The sequence below is a fragment of the Micromonospora haikouensis genome (genome assembly GCF_000876225.1).
In the GTDB taxonomy this organism is placed as follows: domain Bacteria; phylum Actinomycetota; class Actinomycetes; order Mycobacteriales; family Micromonosporaceae; genus Micromonospora; species Micromonospora haikouensis.
The window spans coordinates 3,400,461-3,416,551 of record NZ_JXSX01000001.1; the positions used below are offsets into that span (position 1 = coordinate 3,400,461).

Annotated in this window: 11 protein-coding genes; 8 read left to right on the forward strand and 3 right to left on the reverse strand. The window is 75.8% G+C overall.

Annotated features, from left to right (window positions below):
- The first annotated feature begins 12 nt into the window (after window positions 1-12).
- The 4 genes from TK50_RS13940 (at window position 13) to TK50_RS13955 (ending at window position 7,264) form a co-directional block, all read left to right on the forward strand.
- The gene (locus TK50_RS13940) at window positions 13-2,751 is read left to right on the forward strand and encodes a helix-turn-helix transcriptional regulator (RefSeq protein WP_043963140.1); all 2,739 of its coding nucleotides are present in this window, start codon (window positions 13-15) and stop codon (window positions 2,749-2,751) included.
- A gap of 102 nt (window positions 2,752-2,853) precedes the next feature.
- Window positions 2,854-3,489 (forward strand): maleylpyruvate isomerase family mycothiol-dependent enzyme, encoded by a 636-nt coding sequence (locus TK50_RS13945; RefSeq protein WP_199486025.1) that lies wholly within the window; start codon window positions 2,854-2,856, stop codon window positions 3,487-3,489.
- 107 nt (window positions 3,490-3,596) lie between these two features.
- Window positions 3,597-4,904 (forward strand): hypothetical protein, encoded by a 1,308-nt coding sequence (locus tag TK50_RS13950; RefSeq protein ID WP_144420233.1) that lies wholly within the window; start codon window positions 3,597-3,599, stop codon window positions 4,902-4,904.
- 98 nt (window positions 4,905-5,002) lie between these two features.
- Window positions 5,003-7,264, forward strand: a complete 2,262-nt coding sequence (locus TK50_RS13955) for a catalase (protein ID WP_043963142.1) — start codon at window positions 5,003-5,005, stop codon at window positions 7,262-7,264.
- Window positions 7,265-7,347: 83 nt separating this feature from the next.
- Here the strand turns inward: TK50_RS13955 and TK50_RS13960 are convergent, their stop codons facing one another.
- Window positions 7,348-7,833, reverse strand: coding sequence for a hypothetical protein (locus TK50_RS13960; RefSeq protein ID WP_043964511.1), 486 nt, complete (start codon window positions 7,831-7,833; stop codon window positions 7,348-7,350).
- A 145-nt stretch (window positions 7,834-7,978) separates the two neighbouring features.
- On the opposite strand from TK50_RS13960, the gene TK50_RS13965 reads away from it, so the two are divergent.
- The 3 genes from TK50_RS13965 (at window position 7,979) to TK50_RS13975 (ending at window position 11,178) form a co-directional block, all read left to right on the forward strand.
- A complete protein-coding gene (locus tag TK50_RS13965; protein WP_229406192.1) occupies window positions 7,979-8,995 on the forward strand; it encodes a bile acid:sodium symporter family protein in 1,017 nt (338 codons plus the stop codon).
- A gap of 107 nt (window positions 8,996-9,102) precedes the next feature.
- Entirely contained in the window at window positions 9,103-10,431 is a 1,329-nt protein-coding gene (locus tag TK50_RS13970) for a sensor histidine kinase (RefSeq protein WP_063838570.1), read from the forward strand.
- 66 nt (window positions 10,432-10,497) lie between these two features.
- Window positions 10,498-11,178 (forward strand): response regulator transcription factor, encoded by a 681-nt coding sequence (locus TK50_RS13975; RefSeq protein WP_144420234.1) that lies wholly within the window; start codon window positions 10,498-10,500, stop codon window positions 11,176-11,178.
- Between the two features lie 50 nt (window positions 11,179-11,228).
- On the opposite strand, the gene TK50_RS13980 is transcribed toward TK50_RS13975, so the two are convergent.
- Together TK50_RS13980 and TK50_RS13985 are read right to left on the reverse strand one after the other, a co-directional pair.
- Window positions 11,229-12,587: a ferredoxin reductase domain-containing protein gene (locus TK50_RS13980; protein WP_043963143.1), complete on the reverse strand. Its 1,359-nt coding sequence runs from the start codon at window positions 12,585-12,587 to the stop codon at window positions 11,229-11,231.
- A complete protein-coding gene (locus TK50_RS13985) occupies window positions 12,584-14,236 on the reverse strand; it encodes an amino acid adenylation domain-containing protein (protein ID WP_082106306.1) in 1,653 nt (550 codons plus the stop codon). The genes TK50_RS13980 and TK50_RS13985 overlap by 4 nt, the downstream gene beginning before the upstream one ends.
- Window positions 14,237-14,678: 442 nt before the next feature.
- Between TK50_RS13985 and TK50_RS13990 the strand changes: the two genes are divergently transcribed.
- Entirely contained in the window at window positions 14,679-15,746 is a 1,068-nt protein-coding gene (locus tag TK50_RS13990) for a TauD/TfdA family dioxygenase (RefSeq protein ID WP_043963144.1), read from the forward strand.
- Window positions 15,747-16,091 lie beyond the last annotated feature (345 nt).

The following is a 16,091-nucleotide window of genomic DNA, read 5'->3' on the forward strand; positions in this document are numbered from 1 at the left end:
CATCATCCCGCCATGGAGACCTCCCTGGTGGGGCGCGACGCGGTCGCCGACCGGGCGTGGCGGGCGCTGGTCGCGGGAACGCCGGTGCTCGTGGAAGGCCGCAGCGGCATCGGCAAGACCGCCCTCTGGAGGGCCCTGGTCGGCCGGGCCGAGCGGGCCGGGTGGTCGACGCTGACCTGCGCCCCGGCCGAGGCCGAGGTGGCGCTGCCGTTCGCCGCGCTGGCCGACCTGCTCCGGCCGCTGGCCGCCGCGGTGCCGGCCCTGCCCCCGCCGCAGCGCGCCGCCGCCGAGATGGTGCTGCTGGCCGCGTCCGGTGACGAGGTGATCGACGAACGGGCGGTCGGCGCGGCGACCCGCGCCCTGATCGAGGGCGCGTTCGGCGCGGGGGCCCCGGTGCTGCTCGCCGTCGACGACGCGCCCTGGCTCGACCCGCCGAGTGCGCGGGCGTTGCGGTTCGCGCTGCGCCGGCTCGCGCCCCGGCCCGCCGTGCTGGTCGCCCGGCGCACGGACGGCACCGGGCCCGCCGCCGCGCCCCTCGGCCTCGACGACGATCGGCCCGGCGGCGCGCCGGTGACCCGCGTCGCCCTGCCCCCGCTGGACGCCGGCTCCCTGCACCACATCGTCCGGGCCCGGCTGGACGGCGCGCTCAGCCGCCCGCTGTTCGCCCGCATCGTCCGCGACGCCGGGGGCAACCCGCTGCTGGCCATCGAGATGGCCCGGGCGGCGCTGCGCCTGCCCCGCCCGCCGGGGCCCGACGAGGACCTGCCGGTGCCGTCGTCGCTGCGCCAGCTGCTCGCCGACGCGCTGCGGGCGCTGCCCGCCCCCACCCGGGACGCGGTGCGGCTGGCCGCGCTGCTGACCGTGCCCACCCTGCCGGACCTCGCCGCGGCCGGGGTACCGGCGGACGCGTGGGACGCGGCGGAGGAGGCCGGCCTGCTCCGTGTCGCCCCGGACCGGGTCGGCTTCGTCCACCCGAGCTACGCCGCCGCCGTCCGCGGCGGCATCCCGCCCGGGGTGCGCCGGCGGCTGCACCGGACGCTGGCCGACGCGGTGCCGGATCCCGACGAACGCGCCCGCCAGCTCGCCCGGTGCGTCGTCGAGCCCGACGGGACGGTCGCCGCCGAGCTGGCCGCCGCCGCCGAACGCCAGCGCACCCGGGGCGCCCCCGCCGTCGCCGCCGACCTGTTCGAGCGGGCCGCGCAGCTCACGCCCGCCGACCAGGCCGACGACCGGGACCGGCGTCGCCTGGCCGCGGTGCGCTGCCGGATCGACAGCGGCGACCACGCGGCGGCGGGCGCGGCGGCCGACGCCGCGGCCGGGCAGCTCACCGGGCAGGCGCGGGCGGAGGCGCTGCTGCTGCGCGCGTTGGTCGCGTGGTTCGCCGACGACCTCGCCACTGCCGTGTCCACGGGCGAGCGCGCGCTGGCCGCCGCCGACGGCGGCCCTCTCGCGGGGCGGATCCACGCCCACCTCACCCTGTTCCACGACGGGCCCGGGGCCGCCCGGCGGCACGCCGAGGCCGCCATCGCCCTGCTCGGCGCCGACGAGGACCGGCCCCTGCTGACCGCCTCGCTGCTGCTGCTGTTCTTCCACGAGGTGCGCGCGGGCCTGCCCGCCCGCACCGGGCTGCTCGACCGGGCGCTGGCACTGGAGGCCGGCGAGCCGTCGTGGCTGGCCGGCACGATCCCGGCGATCTGGTGGAAGGCCACCGACGACCACGACCGGGCGCGCGAACGGCTGCACGACATGCGCGCCCGGGCGGCGGCGCGGGGCGACGAGCCGTGGCAGCACGAGCTGCTCACCCACCTCGGCGAGGCGGAGCTGCTGGCCGGCCGGTTCGCCGCGGCCGAGGCGCACATCGCCGCCGCCCGGCAGCTGGGTGAACAGCTCGGCAGCGCGCTGGTCGGCGAGACCTGGCTGGCGGGGACGCTGGCCGCGTACCGGGGGCGGCTGGCCGAGGCCGCCGGGGTCGCGGAGGAGGGCCTGCGCCGGGCCCGGGAGGTCGACGACGACTGGAGCCGGCGCATCCACCTGCAACTGGCCGGGTTCGTGGCGTTGTCCGCCGGCCGGGCCGGCGAGGCCGCCGCCGCGTACGGCGAGCTGGCGGGGGCGCTGTCCGGATCCGGGATCGCCGAGCCGGTCGCCCTGCGCTTCGAACCGGACTGGATCGAGGCGTGCGTCGGCTGTGGTGACCTCGACACGGCGGGCCGGGCCCTCGCCCGTCTCGCCGAACGGCACGGGCGACTGCCCCGGCCGTGGACCACGCTCGGGCTGGCCCGCAGCCGGGTGCTGGTCGACGGTGCCGCCGGCGTCGACACGTCGCCGGCGCTCGCCGCGCTCGGTGCCGCGCGGTCGGCCGTACCGTCGGACGTGCTGCCGCTGGACCGCGCCCGCTGCCTGCTGGTCGCGGGTCGCGCGCTGCGGCGGGCCCGGCGTCGCCGGGAGGCCCGCGCGGCCCTGGAGGCGGCCGAGGCCGAGTTCGACGCGCTCGGCGCGGCCGCGTTCGCCGCCGCGACGCGCGGCGAGCTGGACCGGATCGGCCGGCGGACGGCCGCGCCGACCACGCTCACCGCCACCGAGGAGCGGGTGGCGCGGCTGGCCGCGCAGGGGCGCACCAACCGGGTCATCGCCGACACGCTGTTCATCAGCCCGAAGACCGTCGAGGCCAACCTCGCCCGCGCCTACCGCAAGCTCGGCATCTCCAGCCGTGCCGAGCTGGGCGCCGTGCTGGGGCGGCCGGCGTCCGGCTGAGGGTGGGCCGGTCGCCGGCGACCGCCGGACAGCGGTGCCGCCGCCCGGCGGCGGACCGCACGGCCGGTGCCGGGGGCGGCGCGCAGGGGGCAGAATGTCGCCGTGTCCTCCGACCTGCTGGCGATGATCGCCGCCGAACGCCGCCGCATCGCCGACCTGCTCGACTCGCTGACCCCCGCCCAGCTGGACACGCCCAGCCTGTGCGGGGCCTGGACCGTGCGGGAGGTCGCCGGCCACCTGGTCTCGCCGCTGGTGGTCAGCCCGTGGCGGGTCCTGCCGCTCGTGCTGCGCTCCGGTTTCAACCTGCACGCGGCGAACGCGCGCCTGGCCAGCCAGGTGGCCCGCCGGCCGGCCGGCGAGCTGGCCGCGGCGCTGCGGACCCACGCCGAGCATCCGTTCCGGCCGCCTGTGGTCGGGTTCTTCGGCCAGCTCACCGACGTGCAGGTGCACGGGCAGGACATCCGCCGCCCGCTGGGCCTGCCCGCCGACCTGGACCCGCTGCGGCTGCGTACGTCGCTGGACTTCCTGACCGGCGGCCGGGCCGTCGGCTTCGTCGACCGTCGCCGGGTCGCCGGGCTGCGGTTCGAGGCCACCGACCTGGGCTGGGCGGCGGGCGAGGGACCGGTGGTCCGGGGCACCGGTGAGGCGCTGCTGCTGACGCTGACCGGCCGACGGGTGGCCCTGCCCGAGCTCGACGGCGACGGGGCCGCGGTGCTGGCCGGGCGCTGGCCCGGCTGACCGGGCGAAGCCCGGCGGCCCGGCACGGGGCAACGCTCAGGGTGACGGCGAGCGACTGAGTACGGCCACTCAGGCGCGCGGCGTGACCGGGCCAGCACGATCGGGGCATGAGCGGCGGGGGTGAAGTCTGGCGGCACCGCGTGCCGCAGCTTGCAGGGGTGTGGCTGGTGGGCGCGGTGGTCCTGCCGGCGATGGTCGCGGGGCTGCCGGTGCTGCTCCTCGGCGGCGTGGGCCTCCTCGCGGTGGCTGCGCTGGCCTGCACCGTCCTGCTGGTGGTGTTCCTGGCGGTGCTCATCCACGGGACGGCCCCGGCGTCGGTGCTGGGTGCCACCGGTGGCCGGCGGGCGGCGTGGGTGGCGCTGGTGCTCGGGTTCGGCACGATCCTCTGGCGGCTGGGCTGGGCGCTCACCGACGAGATCGGGGCGGGGATCAGCGGCCGCCCCGGTCTCACCGCGCTGGTCGGGGGCGTCCCGTTCGTCCTGGTGGCGGGGGTGCTCCAGCGACAGGCGCGGTGGCGGTTCGCGGCCGTGGCCGCGTTCGTCGGGCTCGCGGCGACCGGCCTCGTCGCGCTGCGCACCTCGGGGCCCGACGAGCTGACCCTCCGTCTGGCGTATACGCCCGGCCTCGACCGGGACACCACGTTCGTGGTGGAGGTGCCCGGTTACCGCCCGAGCGACGACGCGTACGGGGGCCGGCTGGGCACGGGGGATTTCCTGCCCGAGGACCCGGACGACGTGCCGCCGGTGCGGCAGGTCACGGTCGTCGCGTACCGGTCGGTCGACCCGGATCCGGTGTGCGGCTGGGACGTCGTCGACTCGCACCTGGGCGGCGAGTGCGTGCGGGAGCCCGGTGGCCTGGTCTACCGGCGTGCGGTGCAGCAGCACGGGTACCAGGTCCGCCACGGCGACGGCGCGATCGTGGTGTCCGGCACCTACGGGGTCGACCGGGAGTTGCTCCGGCACGCCGCGCGGACCCTGCGCCCGGCCAGCGCCGCCCTGCAGGACGCGAGGGACGTGTTCGTGGCGGACGTGCCCGGCTACCGTGGCCAGCCGATGGGCCCCCCGCCCGGCATGTCGTACGAGCCGGCGGACCACATGAGCGGGCCCCGCAGCGTCGTGCTGACCCTCACCGCCGTCCGGGCGAATGTCAACGCGCCCTGCTTCCAGGTGCGGTGCACGCCGGAGGGTGGTGGGCTGACGTACGTCCGGGCGGAGGCGACGCACGCGTACGTGCTGCGTCGCGGCGCCGTCGACGTCCAGGTCACCGGGGGCATGGCCGTCGACCGCGCGCTGCTACGCCGGGCCGTGCTGGCCGCCCGTCCGGCCACCGACGAGGAGCTGCTGCGCGCCCTTCCCCCGCCGCCGCCGGACGGCCCGCTCGACCGGTTGCGGACCTGGCTGCGTGCCCACCCTTGATCCGCCGCGACCGCATCCACCTGGTCCGTTTTGCTCGAACCCAGCAGGGTACGACCCGGATGCCCGTTCATCGCCGCTTCCCGGAGGTACCCGTCCAGATGAGTGCTCGCAAGCCCGCCAAGGCGGTCAAGGATGTGGTCGAGGCCGCCGCGGGGAAGGTCGCCGACGTCCTGACCCCCGACGCCCCCGGCGCGCCCGGCAGCGCCCCGCCCCCCGTCGCGGAGCCGACGACGCCGCACGGCCCGCTGCCACCGAAGGGGGAGCAGGGCGCTCCCGAGACCCGCAGCCCGACCGGTGCGCCGACCGGCGCGCCGACGACCGCGAACGGCCAGCAGGGCGCCTACCTCACCACGTCACAGGGGGCGCGGCTGCGCGACACGGACCATTCGCTCAAGGCCGGGCCGCGCGGGCCGATCCTGCTGCAGGACCACCACTTCCGCGAGAAGATCACCCACTTCGACCACGAGCGCATCCCCGAGCGCGTGGTGCACGCCCGGGGGACGGGGGCGCACGGCGTCTTCGTCGGCTACGGCACCGCCGAGCCGATCACGCGGGCGGGCTTCCTCGCCAAGGGCCGCGAGACCGAGGTCTTCGTGCGGTTCTCCACCGTGCTCGGCTCGCGCGGCTCGGCCGACACGGTCCGCGACACCCGGGGCTTCGCGACGAAGTTCTACACCGACGAGGGCACCTTCGACCTCGTCGCCAACAACATGCCGGTCTTCTTCATCCAGGACGCGATCAAGTTCCCCGACATCATCCACGCCGGCAAGCCGCACCCCGACCGGGAGATCCCGCAGGCGCAGAGCGCGCACGACACGTTCTGGGACTTCGTTTCCCTGCACACGGAGGCGCAGCACCACACGATGTGGAACATGTCCGACCGGGGGATCCCGCGCTCGTACCGGATGGTGGAGGGCTTCGGCGTGCACACCTTCCGGCTGGTCAACGCCGCCGGGGAGACCGTGCTGGTCAAGTTCCACTGGAAGCCGCAGCTGGGCGTGCACTCCCTGACCTGGGAGGAGGCGCAGCTGCTCGGCGGCGTGGACCCGGACTTCCACCGCCGGGATCTCTACGACGCGATCGAGGCGGGGGCGTACCCCGAGTGGGAGCTCGGCGTGCAGGTCCTGCCCGACACGCCGGAGGAGACGTTCGCCGGGATCGACCTGCTGGACCCGACGAAGATCGTGCCGGAGGAACTCGCGCCGGTGCAGCCGATCGGGCGGCTGACGCTCAACCGGACGCCGACGAACTTCTTCGCCGAGACCGAGCAGGTCGCCTTCCACGTCGGCCACCTGCCGCCGGGCATCGACGTCACCAACGACCCGCTGTTGCAGGGCCGGCTCTTCTCGTACGTCGACACGCAGCTCACCCGGCTCGGCGGGCCGAACTTCTCCCAGATCCCGGTCAACCGCCCGCACGCCCCGGTCAACGACATGCTCCGCGACGGCTTCCACCAGCAGGCGGTGCACGCGGGCGCCGCGCCGTACCGGCCGAACTCCCTCGACGGCGGCAACCCGTTCCCGGCCGGCGACGCCGAGGGCGCGTTCGTCGACGTGCCGGTGACGGTGGCGCAGGCGCCGAAGGTGCGCGCGAATCCGGCCTCGTTCGACGACCACTTCAGCCAGGCCCGCCTGTTCTGGCTGAGCATGTCGCCGGTGGAGCGGGAGCACATCGTCCGCGCCTACACCTTCGAGCTGGGCAAGTGCTACCACCAGGCGATCCGGGAACGTCAGCTCGCGTGCCTGGCGAACATCGACCCGGTGCTGTGCGCGCAGGTGGCCGCCGGGCTGGGCCTGCCCGCCCCGGAGCCGACCGTGCCGCTGGCGGACGTCGCGCCCAGCCCCGCGCTGTCCCAGGTCGGCCGCGAGTGGCCGGCGGACGGTCGCACGGTGGGTATCGTCGTCGACCCCGACGCCGGCCTCGACAGGGTCGGCCAGGTGCAGCGGGCCGTCTTCGCGGCCGGCATGGTGCCGCTGCTGATCGCCCCGCACGGCGGGACCGTGGGCGGGCTGCCGGTGCAGCGGACCTTCGCCACCGGCCGGTCGGTCGAGTTCGACGCGCTGCTGCTGGCCGGGGCGCCCGTGCCCGCGCCGGACGCGCTGCCGGCGCGCGACGAGAAGGCGGGCGCGCCGGGCCCGGCGGCCGTCGACCCGCGCGTGCTGCTGCTGGTGCAGGAGTGCTGGCGGCACGCGAAGGCGATCGGCGCGTGGGGTGCGGGCGTCGCCGTGCTGGAGCTGGCGGGGGTGGCCGGCACCCCGGGCGTAATCGCGGGCGACTCCGGCGACGACGCCCTCGCGGCCGTGCAGCGGCTGCTGGCCGCGCACCGGGTGTGGGAACGGTTCCCGGTGTCGCTGCCCTGACCGTGTCGTCGGCCGGGGCCGCCCTCCACCGCTGTGGAGGGCGGCCCCGGCCGTGCGGGCGGGAACCGGCCGGGACGTGCCGGTCAGGAGGTGCCGGACAGGGCGGCGACGAGCCCGAAGCCGCCGCAGCACAGCACGCCGACCACGGCCAGCGTGACGAGCAGGATGCTGTAGTTGGACCACATGCCGAAGCGCGTGACGTCGGTGCCGTGCCCGTCGTGGACCCGGTTGCGCCAGCCGCCGAAGCGGAACGACAGGTGGTGCGCGGCCCCGGGCTGCGCGACGAGCGTGGTGGTGATGACGGGGATTCCGATGAAGTCGGTGTACCGCACGTCGTGCGACCCCGCCGGGACGGCCACGTGCCAGGTGCCCTCGCCGGGGATCGGCACCGTCCGGCCGTCGATCTTGAACTTGCTGGTGGCCGGGGCGGGGACGAGGTAGGGCCCCCGGTTGACCGAGACGACCAGTACGGCGTGGCCCGGGGGCGGCGGGATCGGTTGCGGGTAGGCGGTCAGCGGCGTGACCGCGCCGGGCCCGGGCGGGTACGACGGGTGAGGAGGATACGACACGGCCACATCCTGGCATGGCCGCGCATCCCGGGCCGGGCCGCAGGGGTGTCGGCCGGGGCCGGGTGGTGTGACCGTCGCCGCAGTCCTTGACTCCGCACCGACGCCCGTAGCAGCATCGCAAGGCGAGACGCTGTCTCGAATTGTGGTGACTGTCGGGAAAGGGTCGATCGTGCGCCGCTGGCTGTCCCGGATCCCGCTCGACCCGTACATCCTGGCGCTGCTGGCGACCCTGGTGGTTGCCACCGTGCTGCCGGCCCGGGGCCGGTTCGCCGACGGCGCGTCCGTGGCCACCACCCTCGCCATCGGGCTGCTGTTCTTCCTCTACGGCGCCCGCATCTCGCCCGGCGAGGCGTGGGCCGGCGCCCGGCACTGGCGCCTGCACGCGCTGGTGCTGTCCAGCACGTTCGTGCTGTTCCCGCTGCTCGGGCTGGCCGCCCGGGTGCTGCAGCCCGCCGTGCTGACGCCGGAGCTCTACCAGGGGCTGCTGTTCCTGTGCGTGGTGCCGTCCACCGTGCAGTCGTCGATCGCGTTCACCTCGATGGCCGGCGGCAACGTGCCCGCCGCCATCTTCAGCGCCTCCTTCTCCAACGTGGCCGGCGTGCTGCTCACCCCCGTGCTGGCCGGCGTGGTGCTGGCCGGCACCGGCGCGGTGAGCTTCTCGGCGGGGTCGGTCCTGGAGATCGTGGCCCAGCTGCTGCTGCCGTTCGCCGCCGGGCAGGCCCTGCGGCCCTGGCTCGGCGGCTGGATGGGCCGGCACAAGCGGGTGCTCACCCTCGTCGACCGGGGATCGATCCTGCTGGTCGTCTACACCGCGTTCAGCGCCGGGGTGGTCGCCGGGGTCTGGCAGCGCACCTCGCCCGGCCGGCTGTTGGCGCTGCTCGGGGTGCTGGCGGCGCTGCTGCTGGTGGTCCTGCTCGCCACGGCCGGGGCGGCGCGGCTGCTCGGCTTCACCCGGCCCGACCGGATCACCGCGATCTTCTGCGGGTCGAAGAAGAGCATGGCGACGGGGCTGCCGATGGCGGCGGTGCTGTTCAGCCCGCAGACCGTCGGCCTGGTGCTGCTGCCACTGATGTTGTTCCACCAGCTCCAGCTGCTGGTCTGCGCCGAGCTGGCCCGCCGCTGGGCGGCGGGCGGGCCCGCCATCCGGGAGGACGCTCGGTGATCCCTTCCGATCCGATCGGTGATGTGTCATCTTCGATGGGTGCGGGTCGATAGGCGCGCTGGCAGAGGGGGCCACGTCCCCGCAGGGGGGCGGGGGGCGATAGCGCGGTGCCGCTGACCGACGACGGGCGGTCGGCCGCGCGCCGCGCCCGACCCCGCACCGGGCTGACCGTCGGCCTGCTGGTCGTCGCCCTGCTGGCCCTGTTCGGGGGCGTCGCGTACGCCGCCCTGCTGCACGTCCAGCAGGCGAAGATCCGCCACGAGCTCGACTGGGCGGTGCTGCACGGCCGCCCGGCCGACCCGTCCGGCTGCACCTGGATCTTCGGCGGCGCGAGCGACACGGGGCACGCGGGCGCGCCCCCGGCCGGCTTCCCGCGGCACGAGGCGATCCACGCCGTGGCCCGCACCGGCCGGCCACAGGTCGGCGAGGTGGCCCGCAACGGCACCGTCTACCACGTGCGGACGCAGCTACGCGGCGACGAGGTCGTCCAGGTGGTCTTCGACGCCCGGTTCCAGCTCGCCGAGCGGCGCTACCTGCTCTGGGGGGTGTCGCTCGCGGCGGCGGCGGTGCTGGTCGCGGCGACCGTGACCGACCTGCGCTTGCGCCGCGCGGCGGTGCTGCCGCTGGCCGAGGCGCTCGACCGGCAGCGGCGCTTCGTCGCCGACGCCAGCCACGAGCTGCGCGCCCCGATCACCCGGGTGCACACGGCGGCGCAGTTGCTGGCGCGGCGCGCGGCGCACTCCGGCCACGACGCGGACCGGGCGGACCTGGACCGGCTGCTGGACACCACCCGACGGCTGGGGGAGATCGTCGACGAGCTGCTGCTGTCGGCCCGGCTGGCCGACACGACGTCGGTGGCCCGGCCGCCCGCCACGGTCGACCTCGCCGCGCTCGTCGCCGAGGCGGTCGAGGCCGACGCGCCCCGCGCCGCCGAGCACGGGGTGACGCTCGCCGTCGCCGGCGCGGACGCCCCGGTGCCGGTGCACGGCGTCGGGCCCGCCCTGCGCCGGGTGGTGGCGGAGCTGCTGGCCAACGCGCTGAACCACACCCCGCCCGGCGGCCGCGTCGAGGTGCGGCTGCGCCCGGCGGCGCCGGGCCACGTCGAGCTGGTGGTCACCGACTCCGGCCGGGGCTTCGACCCCCGGCACGCCGACCGGATCTTCGACCGGTTCCACCGGGGCCCCGGCTCCGGCGACCGCCGGGTCGGGCTCGGGCTGGCCCTGATCCGCGAGGTGGTCACCGCGCACGGCGGCACGATCAGCGCCGCCGGCCGGCCGGGGGCCGGGGCCGCCTTCACCGTACGGCTGCCGGTGCGTGACGGGACGCGGCCCGGTGCGACGCCCCCGGACGGCGACGCCACCGGGTCCCGGTGGCCCTTCTGCTGGCGGGTCGGCCGCGACCGGGCAGGCCAGGAGCGCGAGCTGACCGGGTCCTGACCGGGTCCCGACCAGCGGAGAATTCCGCGGGTCAACCTTCTCAGCATTCGGTGGGACCATAAACAAATGGACGACCCGCGGGCCCCGGCGCACGGACCGCTGCTCCTCGTCGAGGACGACGCGGAGCTCGCCGACATGCTGGTCGAGCTGTTCAGCGGGGACGGCTACCGCATCGACCTGGCCCGGGACGGGCAGCGGGGCCTGCACCTGGCCCTGCGCGGCCGCTACCAGGTGATCATGCTCGACCGGCGGCTGCCCGCCATCGACGGCGTCGACCTGCTCATCCGGCTGCGGCGCTGCGCGGTCGCCGCCCGCGTGCTCATGCTCAGCGCCCTGGCCGACCCCACCGAGCGGATCCGGGGCCTGGACGCCGGGGCCGACGACTACCTGCCGAAGCCCTTCGAGGTGGCGGAGCTGATGGCCCGGGTCCGGGCGCTGACCCGCCGCCGCTTCGACGGGGCGGAGCTGATCCCCATCGGGGCCGGGCAGCTCGACCTGGCCCAACGCGGGGTCCGGCTGCCCGACGGCCGGGAGGTGACGCTCAGCGGGCGGGAGTTCGAGCTGATCCGGCTGCTCGCCACCCAGCCCCGCATGGTGCACAGCCGCAGCCAGCTGCGGGGGCGGGTCTTCGGCGCCGACCGCACCGAGGCGGTGGTCGACACGTACGTGCACTACCTGCGGCGCAAGCTCGGCGACGGGGTGGTCCGCACCGTGCACGGCCTCGGCTACCAGATCGGCGCCCTCTGAGCCGGCCGCCCGGGACCGGTGCGGTCCCGGGCGGCCGGGCGGCCCGTCCGTCAGGAGTCCCAGATCGCGCCGTACGCGGGGACGCCGCGTTCCTCCATGCCCCGCACCACCTGCCAGGTCAGCGGGCGGTTCGAGATGCAGATGACCGCCTCGGCGTCGAACTGGCGGTACGCCTGCCAGGCCAGCCGCAGCATGTCGGGTTTGCCGTCGCGGGCGGTGTCCCACAGCAGCGCGTCGGGCTGGTGGGCGAGGATCTCGTCGACCAGCGCGTCGCCGAAGGTCTCCCGGTGCCGGCGGGCCACCCAGACGAGGCGGGCCGGCACCTGCTCGGCCAGCAGGTGCGGCAGCACCGGGCCGATGCCGCTGCCGGTGGCCACGTAGACCACCCGCCGGAACAGGGTCTCGACGTTGGCGACCCCGGCGGTGCTGATCCCCTTCACCCAGACCCGCTGCGGCGCGTCGTCGATGAACCGTCCGGTCCAGTCGCCGGCCCGGGAGACGGTCAGCCGGAAGCCGCTGCGCCCCGGCGCGGGCACGTTGGCGAAGGAGTGCCACTCCCACAGCGGCCGGCGGCTGATCGCGGTGGACGAGCCGGGGAACGGGGTCACCCCGTGGTCGAAGTGGACCAGCGCCACGTGCGACGAGGGGCGCTCGACCACGACCGGCACCCGGCGCAGCCGCAGCCAGGGCAGGGCGATGCTGGCGGTCAGCACGGCGAGCACCCAGCCCTGCGGGGAGGCGGCGAGGGCGACCGGCCCGCCGGCCAGGAGGCCGGCCTGCGCCCACAGCAGCAGCAGCGCCGCCCAGCCGCCGAGGCGGTGGGTGCGTTCGAACAGGTCGTGCCGGCGGGACCGCACCGGCGGCAGGGCGGTGCCGACGACCGCCAGCAGCAGGCCGGCGGTGGCGTAGCCGGTGACCAGGGCACCCGCCCCGCCCGGCCCGCGCCCACCGGCGGCGGTCAGCGCGCCGAGCTGCCCGAGGTACCAGGCGGTGCCGGCGAGCGCCCCGCCGACGTGCAGCCCGCCGAAGTGGTAGACCTTGCCCAGGGTCCAGCGGATCCGCAGGGGCCACCGGGTCGGCGCGCGGGTGGCCAGCCAGAAGAGCAGGTTGATCACGTACTGCTGGCGCACCAGGACCGCCAGCGCGACGTTGGCCAGCGCGGCGGCGCCCAGGGCCTCGGCCGCGCCGGGCCCGCGCCACCAGTCGGCGGCCAGGCCGTACGCCAGCAGCGCGGCGTTGGCCGTGAGCACCGCCGCGACCAGGCGGTGGTGGTGCATGAACCGGGGGTGGGCGAGGATCCGGCGCAGCGTCGACACCGGGGGCGGCGGCGCGTCGCCGGGCGGGCCCGCCGCGTCGGTACGCGGGGGAGCGGGCGGGGCCGGCTGCGGCCGGAGTCCGGTGGTGGTCACGCCGCCGCCTCCTCGATGTGCGCCCACTGCCAGCGCAGGTCGAGGGCGAGCCGGCGCAGCGCGTCCCGGTCGACCTTGCCCCGCCCGGTCATCGGCAGCTCCGGCAGCGGGTGCACGGCCGCCGGCACGCAGTAGTAGGCCAGTGCGGCGGCCACCGCGTCCCGGCACCGCTGCGGGTCCAGCTCGGCCGGGGCGACGAAGGAGACCAGGTCGCGGTCGGTCAGCTTGAGCGTGACCGCCGCCCGGCAGCCCGGCACCGCCTCCAGCACGGTCGAGACCGCGTCCAGCTCGACGCGGAAGCCCCGGACCTTCACCTGGTCGTCGGTGCGGCCCAGGTGCTCCAGCTCCCCGTCGGCGCTCCAGCGGCCCCGGTCGCGGGTGCGGAACATCAGCCGGTCGCCGCCGAGGAACGGGTCCGGGGCGTACCGCTCGGCGTTGAGCGCGTCGTTGTCGAGGTAGCCGGCGGAGACGCAGCCGCCGCCGGCCCACATCTCGCCGACCTCGCCGATGCGGCACGGCCGCCCGTCGGCGTCGAGGACGTAGACGGTGTTGTTCGGCGTCGGCCGGCCGATGGTGAGCGGTCCGCCGGGCCGGTGCCGGTGCATGGTATTGACGATGGTGGTCTCGGTCGGCCCGCAGCAGTTGTAGAAGGCGCGGCCGGCGGCCCAGCGGTCGGCCAGCGGGCGCGGGCAGGGCTCGCCCGCCACGGCGACCGTCCGCACCCCGGCGCACCGGTCCGGGTCGATGCGCCCGAGCACCGACGGGGTGGCGATCACCACGTCGGCGCGGGCGGCGGTGGCGGTGAGGTCGCGGTCGCGCACGAGCAGGGTGCCGCCGTTGGCGAGGCAGCCGAGGATCTCCCAGGCGGCCATGTCGAAGGCGACGTTGAGCAGCTGGGCCACCCGCCGGCCCGGCCGGATCCCCAGGTTTCCCGGCGCGGTGAGCAGGAGGTTGGCCACGTTGCCGTGGGTGACGGTGACCCCGTTCGGCGTGCCGGTGGTGCCGGAGGTGAACAGGACGTAGCAGCCGTCGTCGGCGGTCACCGGGCGGTCGGTGCCGGGGGCGGTCAGGTGCCGGCCGGGCGGCAGCGGCTGCGCCATCAGCTCGTCGACGGCGAGCCGCGTCACGCCGGGCAGCGCCGGCACCGTGTCCAGGGCACCGGCCGTGGTCAGCACCACCCGGCACCGGGCGGTCGTCGCGACCTGCCGCAGCTGCCGGTGCGGGGTGATCCGGACGTCCTGCGGGACGTAGGCCGCCCCGGCCTTCAGCGTCGCCAGGATCCCCACCAGCATCGGCAGCGAGCGGCTGGCGAAGACGCCCACGGCGTCCCCGGCCCGTACGCCGAGGTCGGCGAGCCGGGCCGCGAGCCGGTTGGCCTGGCGGTCCAGCTCGCGGTAGTCGATCGTCTCGCCGAGGTGCTCAGCCGCGACGGCGTCGGGCGTGGCGGCGGCCCAGCGTTCGAACGCCTGGTGGATGCGCAGGTCGGGCACGGTCACCCGCGGCCCCTGGCCGAACCGGTGGAACAGCCGGCGCTCGCGTGGTGGAAGGTGGTCCAACAGGGGGCCTCGCCAGCCGTCCGGACCGGCGGGGAGGGCGCTGACCGGGCGGGTCGTCGCGCCGTGGATCGTGTCGGACTGTCGTACGGGCATGGTCGCTCCTCGTCTGACCGGCCGCCCTGCGCGGCGATCAGCATCGATGCTCGACAATTCGTTTGGGAAATGTCTTAGATCCCGCGGGGGCGCCCCTGGCCTGCTTGTCAGATTGCGAGACGCCGTCTCTCTTGACGTCGCGCTGGGGCTGCCCTAGCCTGGGGCGACACCGTCAGCCGCAGGAGACGCCATGATCCGAGTTCCGCAAGGCGCTGGATTGTTGGTGCGCGGTTACGAGGAGCCGCTGCGGGTACACCCGCCGCGAGAGGGCATGCGCCCCGGGACCGCCGCCGGGGATCCGCAGACCCCCTTCTGACGGGCCGCCCCGCCGCCGTGGACCGGCGGCGAGGCCGCCCCTGCCGTCGATCGCCCGGCCCGTGGCAACGCCCGCGCCGGGGCACCGACCCGTACCCGTCAGAACCGACCCTCGGAGCGCATCATCATGACCACCGCAATCGACCTCGCCCCCATCTCCGGCCCGTCCGCCTGGCGCGGCGACGAGCTGCGTACCTCGACCGAGTGGATCTACCAGCTCAGTGACGCCGAGCGCGCCGAGCTGGAGACCGTCGGCCGTCGCTTCGTGGCCGACAACCCCGACCTGCGTACCGTGACCGCCGCCGACTACCCGCTGCCGGCCTGCGCCGGCCTCAACGAGGAGTGCGCCCGTCAGATCGACTCCGGGCGCGGCTTCATCCTGGTCCGCGGGCTGCGCACGGAGGAGTACGGCGACACCCTCGCCGGCGCCATCTTCTTCCTGATGGGGCTGCACCTCGGCGTGCCGATGGGGCAGAACCAGATGGGCGACGTGCTCGACCACGTCATCGCCACCTCCAACAAGACCCTCGACGACCCGTCGGCGCTGCCGTCGCGGGTGCGGGACCGGCTGCCGTTCCACTCCGACAGCTCCGACGTCGTCGCGCTGATGTGCCTTCGCGCGGCCAAGGCCGGCGGGGCGAGCAGCCTGGTCAGCGGCACCACCATCTACAACGAGATCCTGCGTCGTCGGCCGGACCTCGCGCCGCTGCTGTTCGAGTCGTGGCACTGGGACTGGCACCGGCAGGACCCGGACGCCCCGGCCCGCACCTACACCTCGCCCATCTGCAGCTACGTCGACGGCATCTTCAGCACGTACGCCGGCAGCTCGATGATCTTCTCCGCGCAGGACTACCCGGAGGTGCCCCGGCTCACCGAGGCGCAGATCGAGCTGCTGCACCTCTACGACGAGGTGTCCCAGGCCCCCGGCCTGGCCCTGGACATGGACTTCCAGCCCGGGGACGTGCAGTGGCTGCTCAACTACGCCGCCCTGCACTCGCGTACCGGCTACGTCGACTTCCCCGAGCCGGAGCGCCGCCGCCACCTGCTGCGGCTGTGGCTCAAGCGCGACGTCGGCCGGCCGCTGGTCGCCGGGTTCGGCAAGCACGTGGTGACCGAGCGCGGCAGCGAGATCGCGCCGGGCGGCCGGTTCCGCATCGCCGAGGCGGTCGAGCCCAACTTCGAGTGGGGCAACTGACCCACCGGCCCCTCGTCAGGACGGCCCGCAGCGCCCCAGAGTCGTGGCGCGGCGGGCCGTCCGCGTCGGCACCGGCCTGCTGCGCCCCGATCTGTCGGCGTCCCGTGACGGAGAGTAACATGCGGACGCGGGGGCAGCGCCCCTTCGCCGCCCTTTGCTCTGCACCCACATACGCAACAGATCACGATGAGCAACCGGCCATTCCGCCGCTACGGCATCCATTGCGGGCTATGAGACCTGATGTTTGCGGGTGTTGCGCCTATGGGTGCAGAGCAAAGGATGGGAGCGGCGTGTGGTGAGGGCCCGACAAGATTGCGGACGGTGAAGTTGCCGGGACCGTGAATA